Origin of the sequence: Nocardia ignorata NBRC 108230 (assembly GCF_001612905.1) — a bacterium.
GTDB classification, from domain to species: Bacteria; Actinomycetota; Actinomycetes; order Mycobacteriales; family Mycobacteriaceae; genus Nocardia; species Nocardia ignorata.
In genome coordinates this window covers 257,203-284,074 of the sequence record NZ_BDBI01000016.1, presented here as the reverse complement: position 1 = coordinate 284,074, position 26,872 = coordinate 257,203, and the positions used below count along the sequence as shown (strand labels likewise).

The 26,872-nt window shown below is 67.9% G+C and carries 27 protein-coding genes; 19 read left to right on the top strand and 8 right to left on the bottom strand.

Going from position 1 to position 26,872, the window contains the following annotated elements; genetic code table 11:
* The 3 genes from NI2_RS15025 to NI2_RS15015 all read left to right on the top strand — a co-directional run.
* Window positions 1-5,350, top strand: a 5,350-nt coding sequence (locus tag NI2_RS15025; protein ID WP_157104665.1) for a non-ribosomal peptide synthetase, incomplete at its 5' end; no start/stop codon positions are given.
* A 205-nt stretch (window positions 5,351-5,555) separates the two neighbouring features.
* Window positions 5,556-6,578 carry an alpha/beta hydrolase gene (locus NI2_RS15020; protein WP_067491167.1) on the top strand — a complete coding sequence of 341 codons (1,023 nt, stop codon included), beginning with the start codon at window positions 5,556-5,558 and terminating at the stop codon, window positions 6,576-6,578.
* A gap of 183 nt (window positions 6,579-6,761) precedes the next feature.
* On the top strand, window positions 6,762-8,000 hold the full coding sequence (locus NI2_RS15015; RefSeq protein ID WP_067491165.1) for a TetR/AcrR family transcriptional regulator: 1,239 nt from the start codon (window positions 6,762-6,764) through the stop codon (window positions 7,998-8,000).
* Here NI2_RS15015 and NI2_RS15010 read toward each other — a convergent pair.
* Entirely contained in the window at window positions 7,983-9,482 is a 1,500-nt protein-coding gene (locus NI2_RS15010; protein WP_067491229.1) for an aldehyde dehydrogenase family protein, read from the bottom strand. The genes NI2_RS15015 and NI2_RS15010 overlap by 18 nt on opposite strands.
* 214 nt (window positions 9,483-9,696) lie before the next feature.
* On the opposite strand from NI2_RS15010, the gene NI2_RS15005 reads away from it, so the two are divergent.
* The 3 genes from NI2_RS15005 to NI2_RS14995 are packed head-to-tail and all read left to right on the top strand — an operon-like array spanning window position 9,697 to window position 12,331.
* Complete coding sequence (locus NI2_RS15005; protein ID WP_067491227.1) at window positions 9,697-10,698, top strand: daunorubicin/doxorubicin resistance ABC transporter ATP-binding protein DrrA; 1,002 nt, start codon at window positions 9,697-9,699, stop codon at window positions 10,696-10,698.
* A gap of 5 nt (window positions 10,699-10,703) precedes the next feature.
* Window positions 10,704-11,507, top strand: a complete 804-nt coding sequence (locus NI2_RS15000) for an ABC transporter permease (RefSeq protein WP_243749843.1) — start codon at window positions 10,704-10,706, stop codon at window positions 11,505-11,507.
* Window positions 11,504-12,331, top strand: a complete 828-nt coding sequence (locus tag NI2_RS14995; RefSeq protein WP_067491225.1) for an ABC transporter permease — start codon at window positions 11,504-11,506, stop codon at window positions 12,329-12,331. Before NI2_RS15000 ends, NI2_RS14995 begins: the two co-directional genes overlap by 4 nt.
* 39 nt (window positions 12,332-12,370) lie before the next feature.
* Here the strand turns inward: NI2_RS14995 and NI2_RS14990 are convergent, their stop codons facing one another.
* The 4 genes from NI2_RS14990 to NI2_RS14975 are packed head-to-tail and all read right to left on the bottom strand — an operon-like array spanning window position 12,371 to window position 16,212.
* Window positions 12,371-13,534, bottom strand: coding sequence for a lycopene cyclase family protein (locus tag NI2_RS14990; RefSeq protein ID WP_243749844.1), 1,164 nt, complete (start codon window positions 13,532-13,534; stop codon window positions 12,371-12,373).
* 60 nt (window positions 13,535-13,594) lie between these two features.
* Entirely contained in the window at window positions 13,595-14,761 is a 1,167-nt protein-coding gene (locus NI2_RS14985) for an ABC transporter permease (RefSeq protein WP_067491160.1), read from the bottom strand.
* A 52-nt stretch (window positions 14,762-14,813) separates the two neighbouring features.
* Window positions 14,814-15,686 carry an ABC transporter ATP-binding protein gene (locus tag NI2_RS14980; protein WP_067491158.1) on the bottom strand — a complete coding sequence of 291 codons (873 nt, stop codon included), beginning with the start codon at window positions 15,684-15,686 and terminating at the stop codon, window positions 14,814-14,816.
* A gap of 49 nt (window positions 15,687-15,735) precedes the next feature.
* On the bottom strand, window positions 15,736-16,212 hold the full coding sequence (locus NI2_RS14975) for a hotdog fold domain-containing protein (protein WP_067491156.1): 477 nt from the start codon (window positions 16,210-16,212) through the stop codon (window positions 15,736-15,738).
* 449 nt (window positions 16,213-16,661) lie between these two features.
* On the opposite strand from NI2_RS14975, the gene rpsJ reads away from it, so the two are divergent.
* From rpsJ to NI2_RS14910, 13 genes are all read left to right on the top strand, one after another.
* Window positions 16,662-16,967, top strand: a complete 306-nt coding sequence (rpsJ, locus tag NI2_RS14970; RefSeq protein WP_003938093.1) for a 30S ribosomal protein S10 — start codon at window positions 16,662-16,664, stop codon at window positions 16,965-16,967.
* 14 nt (window positions 16,968-16,981) lie between these two features.
* A complete protein-coding gene (gene rplC, locus NI2_RS14965; protein WP_067491154.1) occupies window positions 16,982-17,647 on the top strand; it encodes a 50S ribosomal protein L3 in 666 nt (221 codons plus the stop codon).
* On the top strand, window positions 17,644-18,318 hold the full coding sequence (gene rplD / locus NI2_RS14960) for a 50S ribosomal protein L4 (RefSeq protein ID WP_067491153.1): 675 nt from the start codon (window positions 17,644-17,646) through the stop codon (window positions 18,316-18,318). Before rplC ends, rplD begins: the two co-directional genes overlap by 4 nt.
* The gene (rplW, locus tag NI2_RS14955; protein WP_019045018.1) at window positions 18,315-18,620 is read left to right on the top strand and encodes a 50S ribosomal protein L23; all 306 of its coding nucleotides are present in this window, start codon (window positions 18,315-18,317) and stop codon (window positions 18,618-18,620) included. The genes rplD and rplW overlap by 4 nt, the downstream gene beginning before the upstream one ends.
* Window positions 18,621-18,653: 33 nt before the next feature.
* Window positions 18,654-19,490, top strand: a complete 837-nt coding sequence (rplB, locus tag NI2_RS14950) for a 50S ribosomal protein L2 (protein WP_067491152.1) — start codon at window positions 18,654-18,656, stop codon at window positions 19,488-19,490.
* 15 nt (window positions 19,491-19,505) lie between these two features.
* On the top strand, window positions 19,506-19,787 hold the full coding sequence (gene rpsS, locus NI2_RS14945) for a 30S ribosomal protein S19 (protein WP_067491151.1): 282 nt from the start codon (window positions 19,506-19,508) through the stop codon (window positions 19,785-19,787).
* Complete coding sequence (gene rplV, locus NI2_RS14940) at window positions 19,784-20,197, top strand: 50S ribosomal protein L22 (RefSeq protein ID WP_067491149.1); 414 nt, start codon at window positions 19,784-19,786, stop codon at window positions 20,195-20,197. The genes rpsS and rplV overlap by 4 nt, the downstream gene beginning before the upstream one ends.
* Window positions 20,198-20,995 (top strand): 30S ribosomal protein S3, encoded by a 798-nt coding sequence (gene rpsC / locus NI2_RS14935; protein ID WP_067491148.1) that lies wholly within the window; start codon window positions 20,198-20,200, stop codon window positions 20,993-20,995.
* Between the two features lie 3 nt (window positions 20,996-20,998).
* Window positions 20,999-21,415 (top strand): 50S ribosomal protein L16, encoded by a 417-nt coding sequence (rplP, locus tag NI2_RS14930; RefSeq protein ID WP_067491147.1) that lies wholly within the window; start codon window positions 20,999-21,001, stop codon window positions 21,413-21,415.
* Complete coding sequence (rpmC, locus tag NI2_RS14925) at window positions 21,415-21,654, top strand: 50S ribosomal protein L29 (protein ID WP_019045024.1); 240 nt, start codon at window positions 21,415-21,417, stop codon at window positions 21,652-21,654. Before rplP ends, rpmC begins: the two co-directional genes overlap by 1 nt.
* Complete coding sequence (gene rpsQ / locus NI2_RS14920; protein WP_067491145.1) at window positions 21,651-21,920, top strand: 30S ribosomal protein S17; 270 nt, start codon at window positions 21,651-21,653, stop codon at window positions 21,918-21,920. The genes rpmC and rpsQ overlap by 4 nt, the downstream gene beginning before the upstream one ends.
* A gap of 112 nt (window positions 21,921-22,032) precedes the next feature.
* On the top strand, window positions 22,033-22,257 hold the full coding sequence (locus tag NI2_RS14915) for a ribbon-helix-helix protein, CopG family (protein ID WP_133733958.1): 225 nt from the start codon (window positions 22,033-22,035) through the stop codon (window positions 22,255-22,257).
* Window positions 22,254-22,691, top strand: coding sequence for a type II toxin-antitoxin system VapC family toxin (locus NI2_RS14910; RefSeq protein WP_067491141.1), 438 nt, complete (start codon window positions 22,254-22,256; stop codon window positions 22,689-22,691). Before NI2_RS14915 ends, NI2_RS14910 begins: the two co-directional genes overlap by 4 nt.
* A gap of 158 nt (window positions 22,692-22,849) precedes the next feature.
* Here the strand turns inward: NI2_RS14910 and NI2_RS34645 are convergent, their stop codons facing one another.
* The 3 genes from NI2_RS34645 to NI2_RS14895 all read right to left on the bottom strand — a co-directional run bounded on the left by NI2_RS34645 (window position 22,850) and on the right by NI2_RS14895 (window position 26,851).
* A complete protein-coding gene (locus NI2_RS34645; protein ID WP_174552210.1) occupies window positions 22,850-25,153 on the bottom strand; it encodes a hypothetical protein in 2,304 nt (767 codons plus the stop codon).
* 122 nt (window positions 25,154-25,275) lie between these two features.
* Window positions 25,276-26,112 (bottom strand): SDR family oxidoreductase, encoded by an 837-nt coding sequence (locus NI2_RS14900; protein ID WP_067491140.1) that lies wholly within the window; start codon window positions 26,110-26,112, stop codon window positions 25,276-25,278.
* 10 nt (window positions 26,113-26,122) lie between these two features.
* The gene (locus NI2_RS14895; RefSeq protein WP_133733959.1) at window positions 26,123-26,851 is read right to left on the bottom strand and encodes a CPBP family intramembrane glutamic endopeptidase; all 729 of its coding nucleotides are present in this window, start codon (window positions 26,849-26,851) and stop codon (window positions 26,123-26,125) included.
* Window positions 26,852-26,872 lie beyond the last annotated feature (21 nt).

Sequence of the window (26,872 nt, the reverse complement as noted above, 5' to 3'; positions counted from 1 at the left end):
GTTCGCCGCGCGCACCGTCGGCGCCCTCGCCGAGCGCGCGCAACTCACCGCCGAGGCGACCACCCGGACCGGCGCCCTGCCGCTCACCGCCACCGCCGCCCAGCTCCTGGGAGCGGGGGAGCAGGCCGTCGAACCACGTGCCCTGCTGCTCGACGTGCCCGCCGACTGCCCCGACGAGGCCGTCGCCGCCGTCGCGGCCGCGGTGATGAACCAGCACCCCATGCTGTGGGCGGTCCTCGACCGCACCGAATCCGACCCGGTACTGCGCATCCCCCCGCCCGCGGAACGCACCGGTGGTGCCTTCCGCAGGCTGGCCGGTGAGGACGGCGAGGCCTCGCTGCCCGTGGACGACATCGTCGCCGCCGCGGCCGCCGCGCTCGACCCCGACGAGGGTCGCAACATCCACTTCATCCTCACCGGCGACGGCCCGTCCACCCTTGTCGTGGTCGCCAATGCGCTCGTGCTGGACGAGGTTTCCTGGCGGGCCGTGGTCGACCAGCTCACCACCGCGTGGAGCCGCGGCCGTCACGCCGCACCCTCGGCGCCCGACGCGGGTCTCGGCGACCTGATCCGCCGCCTGGCCGACTACCCGTCCTCGCCCGCCGCCCGCGCCGAACGCGAGTACTGGCACCGCGCCGTGCGCGCCAGGACAGCCGACTCGGGCGACCTGCGCCAGCGCCGCCGGGTATCGCTGAGCATCACCGGCGAGGGCACCGCCGCCGTCGGCACCGTCGCCGAGGCCTACCGCGCCACGGTCGACGAGGTGCTGCTCACCGCCGTCGCCATCGCACTGCACACCGCCGCCGATTCGGCGGCCGTCCGCGCGATCGGCAGCGTCGTCCGGTTGCGTGCCGACCAGCGCGTCCTCGGACGGCACGACGCCCAGAACGTGGTCGGCGGATTCACCACCGACTTCCCGCTCGCGCTTCGCCTCGACGGCGTCGACCCGGCCGACGCGCTCGTCGGCGGCCCCGCCGCGGGCACGGCGTTGTCCCAGATCAAAGAACTGTGCCGCACGGTCCCGGCCGGCGGCGCCGGCTTCGGACTGCTGCGCTACCTCGACGCAGACGCGGCCGACACCGTGCGCACCGTCGACCGCGGCCGCTTCGCGCTCCGGGTGCGCGACCTGCGACCCGCCCGCGTCCACACGGACGTGGCCGTCGACGATCTGGTTCTCGTGCTCACCGTCGACGCCACCGCCGACGGCATGGTCGCCCGCTTCGACTACGCCGCGACGGTCCTCGACGCCGACGCGGTGAAGCACTTCGCCGAGCACTGGATCCGCGCCCTCGGCGGACTCGCCGAACACGGCCTGCGACCCGACGCGGGCGGGTTCACCCCGTCGGACTTCGCCCTGGTCCGCCTCGGCCAGACCGAACTCGACCGCCTGGTGCGCCGCTACCCCCGGCTCAGCGACATCTGGCCGGTGACACCGCTGCAGTCCGGAATGCTGTTCCACGCCCTGCTCGCCGAGAACTCGGTCGACCCCTACATCACCCAGTTCGTGCTCGACCTCGACCCGGCCGTCGACACCGAACGCCTGCACACCGCCGCCCAGACCGTGCTCGACCGGCACGACAACCTGCGCGTCGCCTTCTCCACCGACCCGTCGGGCACACCGCTGCAGGTGGTCCTCGACGACGTGGACGTGCCGTGGCAGGTGATCGATGCCGACGAAGCCACCTACGAACGCATCCGAAGTGCGGACCTGGCAACGCATTTCGACATGGCCGTGGCGCCACAGCTGCGTTTCACCCTGGTCCGGACACCCCAGCGCGCACACCTGCTGGTGACCAGCCACCACATCCTCATCGACGGCTGGTCGATGCCGCTGCTGCTGCAGGAGCTGCTCGCCGCCTACACCGTCGGGCGCACCCGCCGCCTGCCGAAACCGGCGCCCTACCGCGACTACCTGGCCTGGCTCACCGAACAAGATCTCGACGCCGCCCGCCAGGCCTGGCGTGGCGCGCTCACCGGCCTGGCCGAACCGACCCCGCTGGCCCCGGTCGAGAAGGGCCGCGAAATCGCCTCGGGCACCGGGGAAACCGGCTTCGCGCTCACACCCGCCGATACCGCGGCCCTGACCCGGCTCGCCGCCGACCTCGGTGTCACGGTGAACACCGTGGTCCAGGCGGCCTGGGGTCTGCTCATCGCCCGCCTCGTCGACCGCGACGACGTGGTGTTCGGCGCCACGGTGTCGGGCAGGCCCGCCGCGCTGCCCGGCGTGGAACGCATGGTCGGGCTGTTCCTCAACGCCATCCCGGTGCGGGTGCGGGTGCGGCCCGAGCACACCGTCGCCGAGCTGCTGCGGACCCTGCAGGACGAGCAGGCCGCCCTGTTCGACTACCACTACCTCGGTCTCGGTGAGATCCAGGAGATCGTCGGTGTCGACGCGCTGTTCGATTCGCTCGTCGTGTTCGAGTCGTTCCCCGTCGACCGGGCGGCGATCGACCGGGCCGCCGGTGGGTCGGCCACCATCACCGGTCTCGACGCGACCAACGGCACCCACTACCCGCTCACCGTGCAGGTGGTGGCTGGCGAACAACTGCGCGTGTCGGTGAAGTACCTGCGCGACGTGTTCGACGCCTACACCGCACACCTGCTGTCCCAACGGTTCTCACTGCTGCTGGCCCGCTTCACCGCCGACCCGCAGTCCCGCCTCGGCGCACTCGACGTGCTGCTCGCCGACGAACGCGGCACCCTCACCGCGCTCAACGCCACCGACGCACCGGAACTGCTCGACGAGTCGACGCTGCTGACGCTGTTCGACGCCCAGGTGGCCCGCACACCCGACGCGGTCGCGGTGATCGACGGCGAGAACAGCTACACCTACGAGCAATTCGACGCCAGGTCACGGAAACTGGCCGCCACGCTGAGCGCGCTCGGAGCCGGTCCGGAGGTGCTGATCGCGGTCGCCATGCGTCGCGGTATCGACCTCGTCACCAGCATCTACGCGGTGTTGCGCACAGGGGCGGCCTACGTCCCGGTCGACCCGGACCATCCGGCCGAACGCACCGAACGCGTGCTCGCCGCCGCGGCACCGCTGTGTGTGCTCACGACCACGGGCACCGGATTCCACAGCAGCGCAAGGGTCGTAGAGATCGACACCCTCGCTCCCGATTCCGCCCTGCCGGCCGAACCGGCACCGGACAACCTCGCCTATGTGATCCACACTTCCGGTTCCACCGGAAAACCCAAGGGCGTCATGCTGACCCACCGTCAGCTCGTCGCCCAGTTCCGCTGGGCCCAACGCGACTACCTGCACAGCCCCGGCGATGTGGTGCTGCACAAGACACCGGTCACCTTCGACATCTCCACCTGGGAACTACTGTGGCCGTTGCAGACCGGTGCGGCGGTGGTCATCGCCCGGCCGGATGGTCATCGCGACCCCGACTACCTCGCCGAGGTCATCACCGAACATTCCGTCACCACCGTGCACTTCGTGCCGTCCATGCTCGACGCCTTCCTGACCGACCGCCGGGCGGGCCAACTGCCCTCGCTGCGACGGGTGTTCGCCGCAGGTGAGGCGCTGCAGGCAGCGACCGCGCGCCGGTTCGCCGAGGTGCTCCCCGGAGCCGACCTCGTCAACTGGTACGGCCCGGCCGAGGCCACCGTCGTCACGGCGACCGAAGTGACTGCGGGGGAGCAGATTCCGATCGGCGTACCGGTCGCCAACACTCGCGTCCACGTACTCGACCGGCACCTGCGGCCGGTCCCGCCCGGCATCGCGGGCGAGCTGTACCTCGAAGGCGTGCAGCTGGCGCGTGGGTACCTCGCCGCGCCCGCGCTCACCGCCGAACGGTTCGTCGCCCACCCGGGTGGCGGCAGGCTCTACCGCACCGGCGACGTGGTGCGGCTCGACGCCGACGGCGCACTGGAATACCTGGGGCGCAGCGACTTCCAGGTGAAGCTACGCGGTCAGCGGATCGAGCTCGGTGAAGTCGAAGCGGTCCTGCGCGGGCATCCGGCGGTGCGACACGCCGCCGTCGCCCTGGTCCACGGCCCGACCGGTGACCGCCTCGTCGGCTATGTCGTCCCCGCCGAAACGCGCGCCGAGCAGCCGGGAACCGTCACCCCGGCAGCTGGCTACTCCATCGAAAGTGGCGCGGGTACAAGTCGATTGGACGAAGCCGAAGTGCTGTCCTATGCCCGAACCGCGCTCCCGCCGTACATGGTCCCGGCCACGTTGGTCGTGCTCGCCGCGTTGCCGCTCAACGCCAGCGGCAAGCTCGACCGCAAAGCCCTGCCTGTCCCGGCGGCGACCACCCGGCCCTACCGGCCGCCGACCACCCCGGTCCAGCGCGCGGTCGCCGAGGTCTTCGCCGAGGTGCTCGGCGCGGGCAAGGTCGGCCTCGACGACGACTTCTTCGAGCTCGGCGGCAACTCGCTCGTCGCGACCAAGGCCATCAGCAGGCTGCGCACCCGCGTCGGCGCCGACGTGCGCGTGCAATGGTTCTTCAGCGACGCCACCGTGGCCGCGCTCGCCGAACGCATCGACGCCACCCAGGCGGGCGCCGGCGACTACGATCTCGAATCCGACGACGCCCTCGGCGTGCTGCTGCCCATCCGCAACCGCGTGCCGCACGGCACCGAGGCGGGTGGACCGCTGTTCTGCGTGCACCCGATGTACGGGCTGGCCTGGTGCTATGCCGGGCTGGCTCAATACATTCCGGCGCGCAGACCGATCTTCGGCCTGCAGTCACCCGCGCTCAGTGAGTCCGGATATCTGCCGGGCACCCTCGCCGCCATGGCCCGCCGCTATGTCATCGAGATCAAAGCCGTCCAGCCACAAGGCCCCTACCGGCTGATGGGCTGGTCGCTCGGCGGTGTGCTCGCCCACGCCGTCGCTACCGAACTGCAGGCCGACGGCGAGCAGGTGAGCCTGCTCGCCATGCTCGACTCGCATCCCGACATCGACGTCCCCGATTTCCACACCGCCGTGCGCGACGCGCTGGCCGAACTCGGGGTCGACCTGAGCGCCGCCGTGGCGACCAACGGGGTGCGCGAACTCAGCGACGAGGCGCTGGCCGCCCTGCACGCGATCATCCCGGCCAACATGGCCGTGCTCACCCCCGAGCGGGTGCGCCGCATCTATCGCAGCGCGGTGCGTTCGGCGGAACTGATCGCCGAGCACCGGCCCGCCGTATTCCGGGGCAGGCTGGAGTATTTCAGCGCGCTCGGACACGAGAAGGCGGCCGCGAACTGGGCCCGGTATGTCGACGGCGAAATCCGCGATCGGCCGGTCGCGGTGGTGCACGATCAGATGACCTCACCGCAGGCACTCGCCGAGATCGGGCCGCGGCTGGCGGAACTGCTCGACGCGGGCGACCGGGCAACCGGGGCGCGGTGAGGCGGCTGTGGCTGATGCGGCATGATGTGACCGCGCTGTTGTAACGATTACTACTGTTGTATCGAGTGCATAACCCGTAAGGTTCTGCCGTGGTGCAACTACGCCCCGGGAAACCGGGTGCGGACCGAGTCGGAATTCGAGACGAAGCGAAGGTGCGAAAGTGATCCGTCGGCACACCCGGCGTCGTGGCCTCCGAGCCGCGGCGATGATCGCGGCAACGGCAGTGGCCGCCGGACTGTTGTCCGGCCTCGGCATCGCACCGGCTTCGGCCGACCCGATCATCGATTCCAAGAGCCTGCTCGCCAACCCGGTCTCCGAGGACGGTTCCAAGATCGTCAAGGCCGAGGTGAAGGATTCGCGCAGCCTGCGGTTGCACGTGTACTCGGCGGCCATGGACCAGAACATCATCGTCGACGTGCAGCGTCCCGCCGACGCCTCGGTCCCGCGCCCCACCCTGTACCTGCTCAACGGTGCGGGCGGCGGCGAGGATTCGGCGTCCTGGGTCGCCAAGACCGACGCGCTGGAATTCCTGTCGGACAAGAACGTCAACGTGATCCAGCCGATCGGTGGCTCCTGGAGCTACTACACCGACTGGATCAAGGACGACCCGGTCGTCGGCCGCAACAAGTGGAAGACCTTCTTCACCGAGGAACTGCCCCCGCTCGTCGACGGCGCACTCGGCACCAACGGGGTGAACGCCATCGCGGGTCTGTCGACCTCCGGCACCACCGTCCTCGCGCTGCCGATCGCCAAGCCCGGCCTGTACAAGGCGGCCGCGGCCTACAGCGGTTGCGCGCAGACCTCCGACCCGGTCGGTTCGGAATTCGTGAAGCTCACCGTCGAGACCTGGGGCGGCGGCGACACCATGAACATGTGGGGTCCGCAGGGCTCGGAGGAATGGGTCAAGAACGACCCGTATGTGAACGCCGAAGGCCTGCGCGGCGTGGAACTCTACGTCTCCACCGGCAACGGCCTGCCCGGACCGTACGACACCCTCAACGGTCCCTACGCGCTGCCCGGTGCCTACGGTCTGGCCAACCAGATCGTCATCGGCGGCATCATCGAGGCGGGCACCAACTACTGCACCAACAACCTGGCCAACCGGCTGAAAGAGCTGAACATCCCGGCCACCTTCAACTTCCGTCCCAACGGCACCCACTCGTGGGGCTACTGGCAGGACGAGCTGAAGCTGTCGTGGCCGACGCTGGCCCGGGGTCTCGGCCTCTAAGTTCCCCACGATTCCACCCGAACCGTCCCGCTCGCACCGTCGCGAGCGGGACGGTTCGCGTTTGCCCGACTTCGTCACGCCGTTTGCGAATTGTGGTTAACTTAGGTTGACTGGTCCAGCGCCGTTGCCGGACGGCGCCGAGCCGTCGACGACGGTTCGCGCAACGGGAAGTGAGCAACGTACATGGTCGCCGATCGCAGGGAGTCCCACCGCGGCCCCGAGCAGGCGACCGCGCAGGCCAAGGTGGTCCGCCGCAGGCCAAAGGACCGCAAGATGCAGATCATGCGCGCCGCCGCCAGGGCGTTCAGCGCGCGCGGCTACTACCCGGTCGGCGTCGACGAGATCGCGGCCGAGGTCGGCATCTCCGGCCCCGCGCTCTACCGGCACTTCGCCAACAAATACGCACTGCTCGTCGCCGCCGCCGAAGAGGGCGCGCGTGGGCTGCGCGACGTGGCGAAAGCGGCCGATGACCCGGCACTGAGCCCGCACGACCGCCTCGACGCGCTGCTCACCGCCGTGGCCGAGCACAATATCGACATCCGGCGCGAAGCCGGTCTGTACCGCTGGGAACGTCGCTACCTCGAGCGTGAGGACCGGGTCCGTATCCGCGCGTTCTACCGGGAACTCGAGGCGATGGTCGCCACGCCCATCGCGGAATTGCGGCCCGACGCGAGCCCCGAGGACATCACGCTGCTCGCCGTCGGCGCACTCAGCGCCCTGGCGAGCATCGCCGCGCACCGCACCACCCTGTCGCATTCGCGCATGCTCGCCCTGCAACTCGACATGGCCTGGTCCATCGTGCGCGCCGACCTGCCGCCCACACCGGCGCCGGCCGAGCCCGGCAAGCAGAATCGTGGGCTGCCGGTGACATCGAAACGTGAACAGCTGCTCACCGAGGCGATCCGCATCTTCGGCCGCAACGGCTACCACGAGTCGGGTATCGAGGAGATCGGCGCCGCCGTCGGCATCAACGCCTCCAGCGTGTACCGCCACTTCGACAGCAAAGCCGACCTGCTCGCCGCCGCCTTCCACCGTGCGGGCGACCGCCTCGCCGTGGGGATCAGCGAGGCGCTCGCGCAGTCGAACGACCGCGCCGACGCCGCCCGTCGCATCGCCGACGAGCACGCCCGCCTCACCTTCGCGACGCCCGAGATCATGCCGGTGTACTACGCCGAATTCAGCAATCTGCCCCAGGCCGAACAGCATCGGCTGCGCGCGATCCAGCGCCAGAACATCCTCGAATGGGCCAACCTGCTCGACGGCGACCCGATCGAGGCGCGGTTCCGGGTGCACGCCGCGATCGGTCAGATCATCGACGTGGGCAGGCTGCTGCGCTTCGACTCCCGGCCCGAACAGCTCGCCCGGCTCGGCGCGCTCACCGGTGCGGTGCTGCTCGGCGGGCAGTCAGCGCCCGTGGCGTAACCGGAACGCCGCCTTGGCCAGGCGCAGATGTCCCGGCCTGCGATCGAACGTCGACAGGCGCACCGGCGCGCGGAAGCGCCTGCGCGCGATCGACATCGTCCGGCTGAATTCCTGCAAACCCTGCTGACCGTGGCTGTGCCCCTGCCCGTACTCGCCGACCCCGCCGAACGGCAGGGCCGGGATACCGGTGAAAGCGGTCGACGAATTCACCGTCACCACACCGACTTTCAGCTGGGCGGCGATGAACTCGGCGCTGACGATATCGCGGGTGAACACGGTGACGGCGATGCCGTTGCCCGCCGCGTTCACCCGGGTCACCGCGTCGGCCAGGTCCGACACCCGGTTCACCACCAGCACCGGGCCGATGCCCTCGCCGGTGATCGCGATGCTCTCCTCCGGCACCTCGGCGAGCACGATCGGCTCCACGTAGGGGTCGCGGAAGGAGTCGAGTCCGCCGAGCACGGCGTGCCCGCCGCGGGCGATGGCATCGCGCACCTGGGAGCGCACCACGTCGACCTGGTCGGCATTGATCATCGGCCCGTAGGCGGCGCGGTTGTCGGCGCCCGGCCGCAGCTTGGCGGCCCGGTCGGCGGCGCGGGCGAGGAAATCGTCGAAGACCGAGTCGGCGACATAGCAGCGCTGGATGCCCGAGGCGTTCTGACCGGAATTGGCCATGGCCCCGAACACGGCGGCCTCGGCGGCTTCGTCGAGGGCGGCGTCGACGTGCACGATCATGCTGCCCTTGCCGCTGTGCTCGACGACCACCGGCGTGAGCGAGCGCGCACACTGCGCGATCACCTCGCGGCCACCGGCCTCGGGACCGGCGTAGGCGATCTTGTCCACCTCCGCGCCGCACAGCGCGGTCGCGGTGCGCGCGTCGCCCGTCACGGCCTGCAGCACCGGATAATCAGGTACCACGCGCGACCAGCTCGCGGCCAGCCAGAGGCCGACACCGGTGGTGATCTCGTGCGGTTTGAACACCACCGTGTTTCCCGCGGCCATGGCGTAGGCGATGGAACCCATCGGCGTGAACACCGGGTTGTTCCACGCACCGAGCACGCCGACCACACCGAGCGGCAGATACCCCACCGACGCGTATTGATTGCGGGTGAACCAGCCCGAACGCAATCGTTTGCGGCCGAGTGCGCGTTCGGCATTGCGGGCGGCCCAATCCAGGTTCTCCACCGCGAGCATCACCTCGAGCGCGGCATCGGCCTCCGGTTTACCCGTCTCGTTGCGCAGGATCTCGACCAATTCGCCACTGCGCCTGGCGATATGGCTGCGCCAATCCAGCAGCAGGCTCCGGCGTTCACCGAAATCCAGTTCCCCCCACCAGTTCTGTGTCGCCCTCGCGGTGCGGACCGCGCGCGTGACCTCGGCGCCGCCCTGCACCGGATATTGCGCGAGTTGTTCGCCGGTGCGCGGATCGAACGACATCAGCAGATCGGTACGGCCCGGCAATGCGGCGGCCGATTCGGCCATGGTCACCTCCCTCTACCCGGATGCCAGGGTATGGGCGTGTCGTCGCGGCGACAAGGAATCGGACCGAATCTCCCCGGGCCTGCTGGAGTACCGACCCGGAAAATCGCCGGACCGGTAACATCGCGCCGAACGGTATGGATCACTTACCGGGAAGAAAAATTCCGTGGCGCGCACCCGTTCGATCGGCGCCGCCGCGGCCGATGGTGGAGAGTTGATGCCGAGTTCTATCTCAGTGGATTCGCCCGTGGGCGGCGTCGCGTCGCACGGCGGTGAGCCCGCGGTGCTCGTTTCCGACGTGCGCAAATCCTTCGGCGACGTGCACGCGCTGCAGGGCATCAGTTTCCAGGCAGAGAAGGCCAGCGTGCTCGGTATCCTCGGGCCCAACGGCGCGGGCAAGACCACCACGGTCAAAATCCTGTCCACGCTGCTGCGTCCGGACTCCGGCACCGCCGTCGTCGCCGGGCACGACGTGCTCACCGATGCCGCGGGCGTGCGCCGCTCGATCATGATGACCGGCCAGTACGCCGCGCTCGACGAGAACCTCACCGGACGCGAGAACCTCGAACTGTTCGGTCGCCTGATGGGCCTGACCAAGTCGGCCGCCCGCAAGCGCGCCGAGGTGCTGCTCGAGGAATTCGACCTGGTCAGCGCCGGTAAACGGGCCGTGCGCAACTATTCGGGTGGTATGCGTCGCCGGGTCGATATCGCCTGCGGGCTGGTGGTCCGGCCCGAGGTGGTGTTCCTCGACGAACCGACCACCGGGCTCGACCCGCGCAGCCGCCAGGGCGTGTGGGACCTGGTGACCGCGCTGAAGAACCAGGGCATCACGGTGCTGCTCACCACGCAGTACCTCGAAGAAGCCGACGTGCTCAGCGACAACATCATCGTCATCGACAAGGGCACCGTCATCGCCGAAGGCACCGCCGACCAGCTCAAGGCCAAGACCGGCGGCAGCTATTGCGAGATCATCCCGCTCGACCTCAGCCGCATCGCGGCCGCCGTGCAGGCCCTCGGCGACCTGGTCCCGGCCGCCGTCGCCGCCGAGATCGCGGGCGCCGACAAGCTGTCCATCCCCGCGCCCGACGGCGCGGCCACCCTCGCCGAGGCGCTGCGCAGGCTCGACAACGCGGGCATCGAACTGGCCGACATCGCCCTGCGGCGGCCCTCCCTCGACGACGTGTTCCTGTCGATCACCGGTCATTCGGGCGGCCACTAGTGAGCGTGTCCACCCCCGCGGCGCAGGGGCTCTTCGCCGACCTACCCGCGGTGCATCAGAGCAGTTTCGCGCAGTGGCGCGCGCTGACCGGTCGCATCGTGCGGACCATGGCGACCAAGGGTGAACTGATCGTCGCCGTGCTCACCCCGCTGGTGGTGACCGTCGCGTTCTACCTGCCGCTGCGCTACGTGATGAAGGTGCAGGGCATCGACTACGCGCAGTACGTGATGCCCATCATCGTGCTGCAGACCATGGCGATGACCATGATGTCGAATGCGCAGCTCGCGGCGTTCGAGGCGCTCACCGGGTTGAGTACCCGGTTGCAGACCATGCCGATCGGGTCGCTGGTTCCGCTGATGTCGCGGATCTGCGCCGGTCTTGTCCGTTCGCTGGTCTCGCTGGTCGCGACCGTCGGCTACGGGTACCTGATCGGATTCCGGTTCACCGGCGGCGTGGTGCAGGCACTGGCGTTCTGCGGGTTCGCGCTCGCCGTCGGTGTTGTGCTCACCCTCGGCGCCGACGCGCTGGGCAGCCTCACCAAGAACCCCGAGGCGCTCAGCCAGGCACTCACCCTGCCGATCCTGATCTTCGGCATGATGTCGACCGGCTTCGTGCCCGAGAACAGTTTCCCCACCTGGGCGCGCGGGTTCGCCCGCAATCAGCCGATCTCGCAGTTCGCGCAGACGCTCAGCGACATGGCCGCGGGTCAGCTGTCGTGGGCGGGTACCTGGGTGTCGCTGGTGTGGCTCGGCGTCGCGGCAGTTGTTTTCCTCCCACTGGCGGTGTGGGCGAGTGTGAGGCGATCATGACGACAACGGAAACGGCGGCCCAGCTGCCGGTGGTGCACGCCAAGCCGGAGAACTCGGTGTCGGTGTGGTTCAGCCACAGTCTCATCCAGACCAAACGACTGCTGATGGTGTGGTTGCGCGACCCGTCGACCACCATCCAGACCATCGCCTACCCGGCCGTGACGCTGCTGATGTTCCGCATCGTCCTCGGTGACTCCATCACCGCCGCGACCGGCACACCCAGCATCTACGGCCAGGCCGCGCTGCTCACCCTCGTGGCGGCGATGACCGGTGCGGTGGTGAGTGCGCTCGGCTTCAAACGCGAGAAGGCCTCGGGCCTGCTCAGCCGCTTCTACACGATGCCGCTGAACAAGGCCTCGCTGCTCACCGGGCGGCTGATCGCGGAGGCGTTGCGCATTCTCATCACCACGGTGATCGTGCTGCTCGTCGCCGTGCCGCTCGGCTTCCTCTTCATGGAAGACCCGCTCACCAATATCGCGCTGGTCTGCGTGCCGATCCTGTTCGGGCTCGGCTTCGCGGTGATGGTGACCGCGCTGGCCACCATCACCGAGGGCGTGATGCTCATCAGCCTGATCGGCATTCTCAACACCCTGCTGATGTTCTTCAACACCGGCTTCGTCCCGATCATCGCCTACCCCACCTGGTTGCAGACCGTGGTGGCGAACCAGCCGATGAGCTGCGCGATCGACGCGATGAAGGGGCTGTCCTACGGCGGTCCCGTCGCGGACCCGCTGCTCAAGACGGCCATGTGGACGGTGGGGATGATCGCGGTGTTCGCCTACCCAGCCATCCGTGGCTACAAGAAGGCCGCCGAGACCGCGTAGTTCTGTGGAAGGCCGCGCCGTTGCCCGGCGCGGCCTTTCTCATGCCGGTGCCGCGAACGGGTAGTCGACCCAGCGGTTGCGGTTGGTCCAGCCGACCAGGTCGTAGCGCCAGCGGAACGGCCAGGTGTGGGCGACGGTGTTGAACAGCACCGCGCCGAGGGCGGTGTAGTCGTCGTGGGCCGACAGCAGCGCGCGCTGGCCGCGTTCTGACTCGGTGAAGAACGCTTCGAACATGGCGATCGACTGGTCGGTGGTGAGTCGGCCCAGGCCCCACAGGCCGCGCATCCGCATCCAGTACACCGCGCGCGCCTGCCACGGCCACAGCGCCTCGACGGGGTCGGTGCCCTGCTGCACGGCCGAGACGGCGGTGTCGATGAGGGCGAGCGAATCGGCCACGCTGTAGCCGGTGCACGGGTGCATCATGCCGCCACGGGACCCGAACGGGATCGCCGCCGCGGCGCCCTTCTTCGGTGGCGGCTGGTCGAGCGGGTAGTGGGCGGCCTCGTGCGGTTCGTCGCCGGTGAGCCGAATACCGTGGGCGGCAAGACGATTCAACGTCCGCCTGCGCAGTTCGTGCTGGGGCATACCGCCGCGCAGACCAAGGCTCGTCTCTTCGAAGATGACGGTTCCGTCGCCGAGCGGCACCGCGTACAGGAACGACGGCGGTTCGTCCGGGCCCGCACCGTTCTCCGGTCGCCAGTCCAGCAGCAGACCCTCGCCGTCACCGACCATCGGCGCCGCGGTCTCGGCATCGACGAAGATCCCGTGCGCCGACGCCGCCCGCCGCTTGCCGAGCGTCGGCAGCCCACGGGTGTCGAACACCGTGCCCGCTGAGATCACCGTCCCGTCGGCCAGCTCCACTTCGTGCTGGTCCACCCGCCCGGCCCGCTGCGCGAACACCGTCGCGTCGTCGATCGCGAGCGCCGCGTGCAACCCCGCCTTCGACAGCACACAGTAGGCGCGCTCGATCCGATGCTCGGTCTTGGTCCACACCGTCGGCGCCGCGATCCGCTGCGCGATGGCACTCTCGGGCAACCAGCCCGGCAACTCGTCCACCCAGCACGAGAACGTCGGCGGAAACAGCCGCTCCGGCCGCGGATCCACCGCCGCCACCCGCAACCCGGCCCCGGCAGCCCGATGCGCCAACCCCCGCCCAGTCGGCCCCAACCCGACCACGCAAATATCGAACTCCCGCACACTCACCCCCGCATTCAATCCACACCCCACACCCGGGCGCAAGGAGACGTGACCGGTGTCCCGGTGTCAGTCCTCGAGGGCGAGGGCTTGGCGGAGGGTGAGGCGGCCCTGGGTTTGCATGAGGGAGCGGCGGTAGATCTTTTCGGCCAGGATGACGATGGCGTAGGTGGCGGCGGCCATCAGGGTGAGGGCGATGAGGGGTTCCCACCAGGCGGCGGTGCCTTCGGCCAGGCGGCTCGGCATGGCGATGATCGAGGTGATGGGGACGTAGGAGGCGATGACGCGGGCGGTTCCGGAGAGGAAGATGCCCGCGAACAGCACGATCATGATGAGCATCGACAGGGGAGTGGAGGTGGACTGCAGGTCCTCGCTGCGCGTCGACAGGGAGCCGGCCACCGCCCACAGGCTGGCCAGGGCGAGGAAGCCGACCACGAAGAACACGATGAACCAGCCTGCGGCACCGGCGATCCGGCCCAGCTGATCGGCCTTGCCGAGGAAGACCAATCCGCCGAGCCCGGCTGCGACGAACAGCACGAGCTGCCCGAACGCCAGCACCGCATTGCCGACCACCTTGCCGATCAGCAGCTGCCGCAACGGGATCGCGCTCGCCAGGATCTCCACGATCCGGTTCTGCTTCTCCTCGACCACACTCTGTGCGATCGACATCCCGAACAGAATCGACGCGAGATAGAAGAGGAAGGCGAAGACCAACGCCACGATTTTGGCCAGGCCAGGATCGATCGCGCTCTTGTCCAGCAACGTGTAGCTCACCTGGGCGCCACGGGTGAGGTCGTCCATGGTTGCCCCGAAATCGGCGGCATTGTGTTGCAAGGCCAGCTGCTGTGCGGCGGCGGTGATGTAGGTGGTCGCGTCGTCGTTCTCGGCGGAGTTGCCGATGAGCTCCCACCCGCCGGGTGTGGGAGCGAGACCGGCTTCCGCCTTTTCGTTCCGAACGTTCTGCTCGACCTCGGCTCGGTCGCGGGCCTGGTACCCCCGGAAGCTGATGTCGGTTCCCGACCGAGCGGCCAGCTCGTTGGCCAGGCTCAGCACTTCGCCTGCGCCGCTGCCGGTGGCGACGATGTCGATTCGTTCGGGTCTGCTGCCGAGAAACCCGCTCACCGCCACCGAGGCGATGATCGCCACGATGGTCACCACCGTAGAGATCACGAAATTGCGATCCCGCAGCTTCACCACGATCTCGCGCGCGGAAACGATCCGCCACACCCCGTTCACGCCGCACCTCCTCGGCACGCCGCGATCACGCGATCCGCTGACTCCGGCCGCATCACGCCGTCACCTCCCGATAGATCTCGGCAACGGTCGGCCTGACCTCGGTGAACTCACGCACCGATCCACGCGACAACGCCTCTTTCAGAATGGCATCGGTCTCCGAGGCCTCGAAAACCGCACGCCCACCGTCTATTTCAACGGACCGAATCCCGGGATGGGACCGTAACCACTCCGCGTCACCGTCGACGACGAGCCGATACCGCAACCCACCGGCGGAGCGGAGCTCGTCGACCGACCCCTGCCCGACCACCCGCCCCGAGGACAGAATGACGAGCCGGTCGCACAACCGCTCGACCAGATCGAGCTGATGCGAGGAGAACAGCACCGGCACACCCTTCGCCGCGTACTCCCGCAACAACTCCACCATCGAGTCGACGGCCAGCGGGTCCAGCCCGGAGAACGGTTCGTCGAGAATCAGCGCCGACGGCTCCGCGATCACCGCGGCCGCGATCTGCACCCGCTGCTGATTGCCGAGCGACAGCGACTCGAGCTTGTCCTTGGCCCGGTCGGCCAAACCGAACCGGTCGAGCAGGCCGAGCGCACGGGTCTCGGCCTCCTCGGCGGGCACAGCACGCAAGCGTGCGAGGTAGACGAGCTGATCGAGCACCGGTTGCTTGGGATAGAGCCCGCGTTCCTCCGGCATGTACCCGAAGGAGCGGCGATCCAGCGCCGTGACCGGCCGCCCGTCCCAGCGGACCTCGCCGGACTGCACGGCGAGCACGCCCATGATCATCCGCATGGTCGTGGTCTTGCCCGCCCCGTTCCCGCCGACGAACCCGGTGAGCATCCCCGGCGCCACCGTGAACGACACGTCGTCGACCGCGACCTTGTCGCCGAACCGGCGGACCACATGCGCGACTTCCAGCATCGAACCTCCCCGTCTGTAGCCGTGCTCACAACCGTACCGGCCCAACGGATTACCGTGGCGTGACCCAGGTGGTGATCTCGGCGTGCACCACCTCGACGCCGTCCTTGTCGAAGATCGACACCGGCACCGTCAGCTCGCGCCCTTCGGTGATCGCCGCGAAATCGGGGATCTCGGCCAGCTTCGCGACCGCGCGCAACCCCGACTCGGCCTTCGCCAGGTACTGCACATTCATGCCCTTGGGGATCCAGCGATGGGTGGTCGGCACCGTCGCCTCGCTCAGCATCCCCATCGCCACCTCGGCCAGATTGCACGCGGCGATGGCGTGGAAGGTGCCGAGATGATTGTGGATGCCGAACCATTTCGGCGAGGTCACCTCGCACAGCCCGGGCTCGAGCCGCACCACTTGCGGCAGCACCGTGCCGAAGTAGGGGACCCGGGCCACCATCCCGAGTGAGAACAGCGCGTGCCCGATGCGGTTGTCGGGCAGCTTCTTCCAGCCGCGGTACGTCGCGGTTTCCTGTGCCATCCCCGTATCTTACTCAAAAGTAAGATAAGCGGGAAGCCCACCTGACCAGCGCCGGTGACCCGCCAGCTACCATGGTCGAGCACAGTCCGATCAGTGACCGATGCCTCATGCCCCCCGATTTGAAGAGCCTTGTCGGCATGGTGCATACTGTTCGGGTTGCCTTGCGCAGGATCGTCGCCCTTCGGGGCCGACGGGTCGAGCAGGGCAGGCAGCAGTTGTGTATCCCACCGGTTCGCCGGTGTGGATACGTTCGGGACCACGTTGTAGCAAAAAGGGCGACACGCCCGACCGCGTGGACCGGAGAACCATGACAGATGAACAGCGGCGAGGACTGGGCGGTGCCCGGTGGCGATCTCGAAACCTCACGTGTGTTCGGGCTGTGCAAATGAGGGTGGTGCGGGAGCTTGCTCCTGTGACCACGAAGGAAAGCGGAGAAAAGGACACTTAGCGTGGCGGGACAAAAGATCCGCATCAGGCTCAAGGCCTATGACCACGAGGCGATCGATGCGTCTGCGCGCAAGATCGTGGAGACGGTGACCCGCACCGGCGCCCGTGTGGTCGGGCCTGTGCCGTTGCCCACCGAGAAGAACGTGTACTGCGTCATCCGTTCGCCGCACAAGTACAAGGACTCGCGCGAACACTTCGAGATGCGTACACACAAGCGCCTCATCGACATCCTCGACCCGACGCCGAAGACGGTCGACGCGCTCATGCGCATCGACCTGCCGGCCAGCGTCGACGTCAACATTCAGTGACGGGGACTCGAGATATGACTGACAACAAGAACCGGCCCGCAGCCGGCATCCTGGGCACCAAGCTCGGCATGACCCAGGTCTTCGACGAGAAGAACCGCGTCGTCCCGGTCACCGTCATCAAGGCGGGCCCGAACGTGGTCACCCAGATCCGCACCGTGGAGCGCGACGGCTACTCGGCCGTCCAGATCGCTTTCGGCGCCATCGACCCGCGCAAGGTGAACAAGCCGGTTTCCGGCCAGTTCGCCAAGGCCGGTGTCACCCCGCGCCGCCACGTCACCGAGATCCGCGTCGCGGATGCCTCCACCTTCGAGGTCGGCCAGGAGCTTTCCGCCGACGTCTTCGAAGAGGGCACCTACGTCGACGTGACCGGAATCAGCAAGGGCAAGGGTTTCGCAGGCACCATGAAGCGTCACGGCTTCAAGGGCCAGGGCGCCTCGCACGGTGCGCAGGCTGTGCACCGTCGCCCGGGTTCCATCGGTGGCTGTGCCACTCCCGGCCGCGTGTTCAAGGGCATGCGCATGTCGGGCCGTATGGGTAACGACCGCGTGACCACGCAGAACCTGTCGGTTCACAAGGTCGACGCCGAGAACGGCCTGCTCCTGGTCAAGGGTGCCATCCCCGGCCGCAAGGGCAACGTCGTGATCGTCAAGAGCGCCGTGAAGGGTGGTGCGCACGCATGACCAGCCTCGAGAAGAAGGCCAACCTGACGCTGACCGTTAAGGCTGCAGGCGGCAAGACCGAAGGCACCGTCGACCTCCCCGCGGAGATCTTCGACGTGACCGCCAACGTCGCGCTGATGCACCAGGTCGTCATCGCGCAGCTGGCCGCCGCTCGCCAGGGCACCCACGCCACGAAGACTCGTGGCCAGGTCTCCGGTGGTGGCAAGAAGCCTTACCGCCAGAAGGGCACCGGCCGCGCCCGCCAGGGTTCGACCCGTGCGCCGCAGTTCGCCGGCGGTGGCACCGTCCACGGCCCGCAGCCGCGTGACTACAGCCAGCGGACCCCCAAGAAGATGAAGGCCGCCGCCCTGCGCGGTGCCCTGTCCGACCGGGCCCGCAACGAGCGCATCCACGTGATCACCGAACTGGTCTCGGGTCAGACCCCGTCGACCAAGGCCGCGAAGAGCTTCCTGTCCGAGCTTTCGGACCGCAAGAAGTTCCTCGTCGTGGTCGGTCGCGAGGACGTCGCCGCGTGGAAGAGCGTGGCGAACCTGCAGAACGTGCTGCCGATCGCCCCGGATCAGCTCAACACCTACGACGTCCTCAACAGCGACGAACTGGTGTTCAGCGTCGAGGCCCTGAACGCGTTCGTTCACGGTCCCGCCGAGGCGGCCCAGGAGGAGAGCAAGTGAGCACCATCGCCGACCCCCGCGACATCCTGCTCGCACCGGTCATCTCGGAGAAGTCCTACGGACTGATCGAGGAAGGTACCTACACCTTCCTGGTGCACCCGGATTCGAACAAGACGCAGATCAAGATCGCCGTCGAGAAGGTTTTCGGCGTCAAGGTCACCAGCGTCAACACCGCCAACCGTCAGGGCAAGCGCAAGCGGACCCGCTTCGGTTACGGCAAGCGCAAGGACACCAAGCGCGCGCTCGTGACCATCTCGGCCGACAGCAAGCCCATCGAGATCTTCGGAGGACCGGTCGCGTAAGCGGCTGGCGATCCAGAAAGCAGAGAAGAACTCATGGCAATCCGTAAATACAAGCCGACTACACCGGGCCGTCGTGGCTCGAGTGTCTCGGACTTCGCCGAGATCACCCGGTCGACGCCGGAGAAGTCGCTGCTGCGCCCGCTCACCAAGTCCGGTGGTCGTAACGCGCACGGTCGCATCACCACGCGTCACCGCGGTGGCGGTCACAAGCGTGCCTACCGTGTCATCGACTTCCGTCGACTGGACAAGGACGGCATCCCGGCCAAGGTCGCGCACATCGAGTACGACCCCAACCGCACCGCCAACATCGCACTGCTGCACTTCGCCGACGGCGAGAAGCGCTACATCATCGCGCCGAAGGGCATCAAGCAGGGCAGCCCGATCGAGTCCGGCCCCACGGCCGACATCAAGCCGGGTAACAACCTGCCGCTGCGCAACATCCCGACCGGTACCACGATCCACAACGTGGAACTGCGTCCGGGCGGTGGCGCCAAGATGGCCCGTGCCGCAGGCATGAGCATCCAGCTGCTCGGCAAGGAAGGGCCGTACGCGACCCTTCGTATGCCGTCGGGTGAAATCCGCCGTGTCGACGTGCGCTGCCGCGCCACCGTCGGCGAGGTCGGCAACGCCGAGCAGTCGAACATCAACTGGGGCAAGGCCGGCCGTATGCGCTGGAAGGGCCGTCGTCCTACCGTCCGTGGTGTCGTCATGAACCCGGTCGACCACCCGCACGGTGGTGGTGAGGGTAAGACCTCCGGTGGTCGCCACCCGGTCTCCCCGTGGGGCCAGCCTGAGGGCCGTACCCGCAAGCCCAACCGCCCGAGCGACAAGCTCATCGTCCGCCGTCGCAAGACCGGCAAGAAGCGCTAAAGGAGGAGGTAAGAAATGCCACGCAGCCTCAAGAAGGGCCCGTTCGTCGACGACCACCTCCTGAAGAAGGTGGACGTCCAGAACGAAAAAGGCACCAAGCAGGTCATCAAGACCTGGTCGCGTCGCTCGACCATCATCCCCGATTTCATCGGTCACACTTTCGCCGTCCACGACGGTCGCAAGCACGTCCCGGTGTTCGTCTCGGACAACATGGTCGGCCACAAGCTCGGTGAGTTCGCGCCGACCAGGACGTTCAAGAGCCACGTCAAGGACGACCGGAAGAGCAAGCGGCGATGACTGAAACCAACACCGAAACGGTTCAGAACCCGACTGCCCGCGCTACCGCTAAGCATGTGCGGGTCACCCCGATGAAGGCGCGTCGCGTCGTGGACATGGTCCGCGGCAAGCGTGTCGAGGACGCGCTGGCCATCCTGCGGTTCGCCCCGCAGGCCGCCAGCGAGCCGGTGGCCAAGGTCGTGGCTTCGGCCGCGGCGAACGCCGAGAACAACCTCGGCCTCAACCCGGCCACCCTGGTCATCTCGACTGCGTTCGTCGACGAGGGTGCCACCATGAAGCGTTTCCAGCCGCGGGCCCAGGGCCGCGCGTTCCGGATTCGCAAGCGCACCAGCCACATCACCATCGAGGTCGAGAGCGTGCCCACTGCCGGCGCTGCCACTCGTAGCCGCCGGAAGGGAGGGGCAAAGTAAATGGGACAGAAAATCAACCCCCATGGCTTCCGCCTCGGTATCACCACCGACTGGAAGTCGCGTTGGTACGCGGACAAGCAGTACGCGGAATACGTGAAGGAAGACGTTCAGATCCGCAAGCTCCTCGCCACTGGCATGGAGCGGGCCGGCATCTCGAAGGTCGAGATCGAGCGCACCCGTGATCGCGTCCGTGTGGATATCCACACCGCGCGTCCCGGCATCGTGATCGGTCGCCGTGGCGCGGAGGCCGACCGCATCCGCGCCGAGCTGGAGAAGCTCACCAAGAAGCAGGTTCAGCTGAACATCCTCGAGGTCAAGAACCCCGAGTCGGATGCGCAGCTGGTTGCTCAGGGTGTCGCCGAGCAGCTGTCCAACCGTGTGGCGTTCCGTCGCGCGATGCGTAAGGCCATCCAGTCGGCCATGCGTTCGCCGAACGTCAAGGGCATCCGTGTGCAGTGCTCGGGCCGCCTCGGTGGCGCCGAAATGTCGCGCTCGGAGTTCTACCGTGAAGGTCGCGTCCCGCTGCACACGCTGCGCGCGGACATCGACTACGGCCTCTACGAGGCCAAGACCACCTTCGGTCGCATCGGCGTGAAGGTCTGGATCTACAAGGGTGACATCGTCGGTGGTCGTCGTGAGGTGACCGCTGCCGCTGCCGCTGCTCCGGATCGCCAGCGTCGCGAGCGTCCGAGCCGCCCCCGTCGGTCCGGTGCCACTGGCACCACCGCGACCAGCACCGAGGTCGGTCGCGCCGCCACCGCAGTGGCGGAGGCTCCGGCAGAGAACAAGGAGGGCTGACGCATGCTGATGCCCCGTAGGGTCAAGCACCGCAAGCAGCACCACCCCAGCCGCTCCGGCATGTCCAAGGGCGGCACCGCGGTGGCGTTCGGTGACTACGGCATCCAGGCTCTCGAGCCTGCCTACGTCACCAACCGTCAGATCGAGTCGGCGCGTATCGCGATGACCCGCCACATCAAGCGTGGCGGCAAGATCTGGATCAACATCTACCCCGACCGCCCGCTCACCAAGAAGCCTGCCGAGACCCGCATGGGTTCCGGTAAGGGTTCGCCGGAGTGGTGGGTCGCGAACGTGAAGCCCGGTCGGGTCATGTTCGAGATGTCTTACCCCAACGAGGAGACCGCTCGCGAGGCCCTGCGCCGCGCGATGCACAAGCTCCCCATGAAGTGCAGGATCGTGACCAGGGAGGAGCAGTTCTGATGGCTACCGGAACACCGGCCGCAGAGCTCCGCGAGCTCAACGAAGAAGAGCTCGTGGCCAAACTGCGCGAGTCGAAGGAAGAGCTGTTCAACCTGCGCTTCCAGATGGCGACGGGTCAGCTCGACAACAACCGTCGTCTGCGCGTCGTCCGCCACGAGATCGCGCGCATTTACACGGTCATGCGTGAGCGCGAGCTCGGCCTGGCCACGGCGCCCGCGGGCAAGGGAGATGCGGCATGAGCGAGAAGAAGGAAGAGCGCGGCAGCCGCAAGGTTCGTAGCGGCTACGTCGTCTCGGACAAGATGAACAAGACGATCGTCGTCGAGCTGGAAGACCGTCACCGGCACCCGCTCTACGGCAAGATCATTCGCACCACCTCCAAGGTGAAGGCGCATGACGAGAACGAGATCGCCGGCGTCGGCGACCGCGTTCAGCTGATGGAGACCCGTCCGCTGTCGGCCACCAAGCGCTGGCGTCTGGTCGAGGTCCTGGAGAAGGCCAAGTAAGGTCCCTCCTCGATCCATCGAGATCGTTGCCACGAAGGCCCGTTTCCCTCTGGGAAACGGGCCTTCGTCGTTGGTCTGGTCCATGTGGTGTCATGGTTGATACCATGTGCTCATGGCATGGACGATGCGGCTGACCGATGAGGAAGAAGCGGCGTTGGCGGCACAGGCCGACGGTGAAGGCCGCTCCAAGAACGAGATCATGCGCGATGCGCTGCGGGCTTATCTGCTGCGGAATCGCGTATGGGACACACCACTGTTGACGGATGAGGAGACCTTCGACCTCGGCGGGCCCATCGGTAAGGACGATATTCACGATGCGATGAACCGATCCGCATGATCGTCGTCGCCGATACTTCCGGCCTGCTCGCCATGTTCAACCGCAGTGACCCCGAGCATTTCGCTGTGCGCCGCGCGGCGGATTCAGCGAGTGCGCTCGTGGTGAGTCCGATGGCGTTGACCGAGGTACATCACGTCGCGAGCGTTCGCGCGGGTCGAAAGGTTGCCGATCGCATCATCGAGTTGCTCGCCGAGCGGGTCGCTTCGTCGCGTATCGTCCTCGCGGAGGTGGATGCGATCCAGCTCGCAACGTCGATCAAGGTTCGTGCGAACTATGGCGGCCTCGATCTCGATCTCGTCGACGCCGTGTGTGTGGTCCTGGCGGCCGAGTTCGATACCGACGCGGTCCTCACACTGGATCGCCGCGATTTCCGCGCACTCCGACCGCTCAACGGGTACCCGGCATTTCGTGTGCTTCCGGACGACGCCGACTGAACAATCGGCCATTCGAAGAAGGGCTTATGAGCAGCACTCATTCGTACAGCCGAGACCGCTTTCTTGCGGAGTTCTTCCCGGATGTGAACGAGCGCCGCGTGGTAGAAGAAGGGGCTCGGCGCATTGTCGCTGCCGGATTTCAGCGCTTCAGCGGGGTCTCAGCCGGTGAAGGCGTAGGGGTGGCGAATTTTTCGGGCGAATTCGACGACGTTGGTGACGGTTTTGCCGGGGACGCCCACTTCGGCGCCGATGCTGCGGGCTGACCAGGACTGGTCGGTGAGTTCGAGGATTTCCTCGATTTGTTCGAGGGTCAGGCGCAGGGGGCTGTGGGTGGCTATGCGGCGGGCCAAGGCGCGGACTTCGGTGTCGTCGTAGTCGAAGTCGTCGACAGGGTGGTCTTCGAGGAGGTCGTCCTCTGGGGCGGCTTCCTGCGCGGTGAGCGGTTCGTCGGCATCTGAGGTGTCAGTTGGCAGTGCGACCGGCGCAGTGGGCTCGGGGTCTTCGGCGGACGTCTCGGTCGGTGCGACCGGCTCAGATGTTCGGGCCGACGGTTCGACCCGTGCGATCGACTCGGATTTGCGGGTAGACGGGGTGGCCGGCGCGACGGTCTCGGTGACCGGGGTGGCCGGTGCCGTGGGCTTGGCGACTGCGGTGGCCGACGCGATCGGCTCGGTGACCTCAGTGACCGGTGCGACGGGCTCGGTGACCGCGGTGGGCGATGCGACGGGCTTGGTGACCCGGGCGGGTTCGGGCTCCAGCACCAGTTGCTCGGCGGGTTCCGTGGCGAGGGTGAGTTGTTCGGGCTCGTCGGCGGGGGCCGGTGAATTGTGTTGCGCTACCACCGGAGTGGGGGCAGACGTGTCGCCGTTGTGGTCACGGGCGACGGTGCCGGCGTGCGCCGTCGCCTCGGGAACGGGGTCGGTGCCGGTCGCTTCGCCGGGAGTGGGCTGGGCGGCGGCGGTGACAGGTATTCGCCGCAACGAGGGGGTGGCGCCATTGGTGTCGGCGTGGCCGTTGCGGCGGTGGTCGGCGGCGGCCCGGTGGATGAGTTCGAGAGTGCCGGGAGCAGTGTGTTTTTCGACGCTCGCGCGACGGCCGCCAGGGCGGTGGGCGGTCACCGGAATCTTGTTGCCCGCGCCGACTGCCGAGCCGGTGCGGGTATCGGTCGGGTCGCTGTGCGGGGCGGTGCCATCGTGCTGGACTTCATCACTGGACGTGGCGTCGTCGTCGGCCTGTGGGGATTCGCCGCGCTGGGCCTCGCTGTCGTGCGTGGCGTCGGCGTCGAGCGGGACGTCGGCATAGAGCGTGGGCTCGCTGCCGAGCTGGGTGCCCTTGCGGAGCCGGGCCTCGCTGTCGAGCGGGGTGTTGTTGTCGAGCCGGGCTTCGTGGCTGAGAGAAGCGCCGTCGCGAAGCGATTCATCGCCGCCGAGCCGTGCGCTGTCGCCATCTCGATCGCCTGGGAGTGTGCTCTCACCGTGTTCCGTGCGGTTGTCGAAGACGGCATCCTCGCCGACGACCACCGCGGGCTCGGCCCGGTCGGAATCCACGGGCCTTGCCGCACCGGCAGCAGCCGTCTGTGCTGTGGGGAGTGTCGCGGTATCGACCGTGGACAGGCGCGGGTCGTTGCCGATCGTCGACAGCGAGTTCGGCTGGGCGACAGCAGTATCCATCCGTTCGGCAGGCGAGTAGCTTCCCGGCACCTCGACCGAGGCTCCCTCGATCAACATCGCGTACCGCGCCGAAACCCAGGCATGCAACCAGATCACGACACCGACCATCACCGGCGCGATGGAGAACTCGGCCGCCCGCCCCCATGCACCGGAGGCCAGGTGGGGCCCGGCGTTGAGGGCGACGGTGGTGCCGAGGAGGGCGAGTTCGAACACGATGACCTTGCCGCGTTCGAGTTCACGCCCCCAGCGGGCGGCGGTGGTCGCGGCGATCATGATGACGATGATCGGGATGGAGATCATCGCCTCGATGCCGAAACTGAGCCAGTACAGCGGGTCGCTCATGTCCCCGCTCGGCACGAGGTTGTGCTGCACGTTCACCCCGGCCCACACCATGCCGAGCAGCACCACACCGATCAGTGCGCGCGAGGACCATTCGGCGCGCCGGTAGAGCTGCGCGAGCCGCGCGTCGGCACTCGACACGCGGCGGCGCGCGGCCAGTGCTCTGCGGTGCCAGCGGGCGTCGGCTTCGTCGGTGCGCCGGATCAGAGCGCCGGTGCGACGGTCACGTTTGTCGGCGGCGAGTTCGTCGGCGACAGCGCGACGCCGCTGTTTACGGCGCTGGGCCCGAATCCATTCGGCGAGTTCGCGTTCGGCGCGGATCTCCGCTTCCGAGAGGGCGTCGTAGAGCGCCGTGTCGTGCTGTAGCGGCAGCTTGCCCCTGGCGGTGGCGACCTGCTTGGCGAGGGCCGTGATCTCGGTATCGGCAGGGTCGATCGACCGATCGTCGGACATCTCGCGCCTTCCGCGTCACTCGAACATATGGACTATCGAACATATGTGTGATTGCAGAGAGCGTAAACGCCGACCGTTCCCGGGTCAACGATCATGGTGTGAAATCGGAGCGGAGAAAGCCTTCAGTCCCCGGAATCGCCGTCGAGTAAACGCTTTTCGTAAGTGGCTCGTGCGGACGAACCGCTAACGGCCGCAAGCTGATTCGGAACGGTCCGCCGCAGTATCAGATCTCGGGCCCACTGGGGAAGCACTCCGGCCCATCGCAGCATCGGCCCGAGCGATCCCGGCACCGTCATCTCGAACCGTGGCCGCTGGATCACCTCGACAACCGCCCGCGCCACGTCGACGGGCTGCAACAGCGGCGCCGCACCGGTGGACGTGCCCTTCGCGAGTTCGGTGTCGACGACCCCCGGCATGATCGCGCTCAACCGCACACCGCTACCGCGCAACTCCTCACGCACCCCCGTCAGGTACCCGAGCACGCCGTGTTTGGTCGCCGCGTAGGTCGCCTCCCCGGCGGGTGACACCTTCGATGCCACCGAGGCGATGGTGACGATATGTCCCCGCCCCCGTGCGCGCATGGCGGGCGCCGCCAGCCGCACACCCCGGATCACCCCGTGCAGATTCACCGCGAGCATCCGCGCGGTAGCACTGTCGGGTTCGTCGTCGAACGCCCCGACCCACATCACCCCGGCATTGTTGACCAGCACGTCGACCGGCCCGAGTAGCGCCTCGGTGACGGCGAGGAAGTCGTGGAACGACCGCTCCGAGGTCACATCGAGCTCGCACCCGTGCACCGTCCCCGGCAACTCGGCCGCCGCCGCCCGAGCCGCGTCACCGGACAGGTCCCCGATGCACACCAAGGCCCCCGCGGCCCCGAGTTCCCGGGCGATCTCCCGCCCGATCCCGGCCGCCCCGCCGGTCACCGCGACTACCAATCCGACAAGCACACGTTTCACCGGACCGATGCTAGGCCAGTGCGGTGTGCCAGACGAGGGCCGCGGCGAGGGCGCCTGCTCCGTTGAGGGACCAGTGCAGGGCGATGGGGGCGAGGAGGCTGCCGCTGCGGCGGCGCAGCCAGGTGAAGACGACGCCCGCGGCGGCGGTGGCGGCGACCGCGAGGGTGATGCCGATGACCTGACCCGCTAGGCCGCCGCCGACGATGCCGGACAGGCCGGTGTTGCTCGCGGTGAGGCCGAGGGAGGAGGCGATGTGCCAGAGGCCGAAGAGCAGCGAGCCCGCCGCGAACAGGCCGCGCACGCCGAGCACCCGGTCGAGGGTGCCGTGCAGGACGCCGCGGAAGGCGAGTTCCTCGGGGATCACGGTCTGCAACGGGATGACGATCATCGACGCGATCAGGGCGCCGGAGATCGTCGCGTACCGGTCGGCGAGGAAGAAGGGCCTGGTGATCGGCAGTAATGCCCCGATCGCGACAGCCGTGAGCACGATCCCCACCGCGCCGAGCGCGTAGACCGTTCCGCGTCGCCAGTGCCGAGGCGACAGCCCGAGTTCGGCCCAGCCGAGCCCGCGTTTGCGCATCAGGGCGAGCAGCAGAAAGGCCGCGACCGGCACTGTGACGATATTGGCCCAGGCGGTGGTGAAGTGTGCGATCAGATTGGTTCCGGCGAGCACAACCACCACGACGGCGATATCGATATAGGCGTGCAGTCCGGGTCGGGGATCGGCGGAGACGGGCACCCGGTCGAGTGTACGGATTTA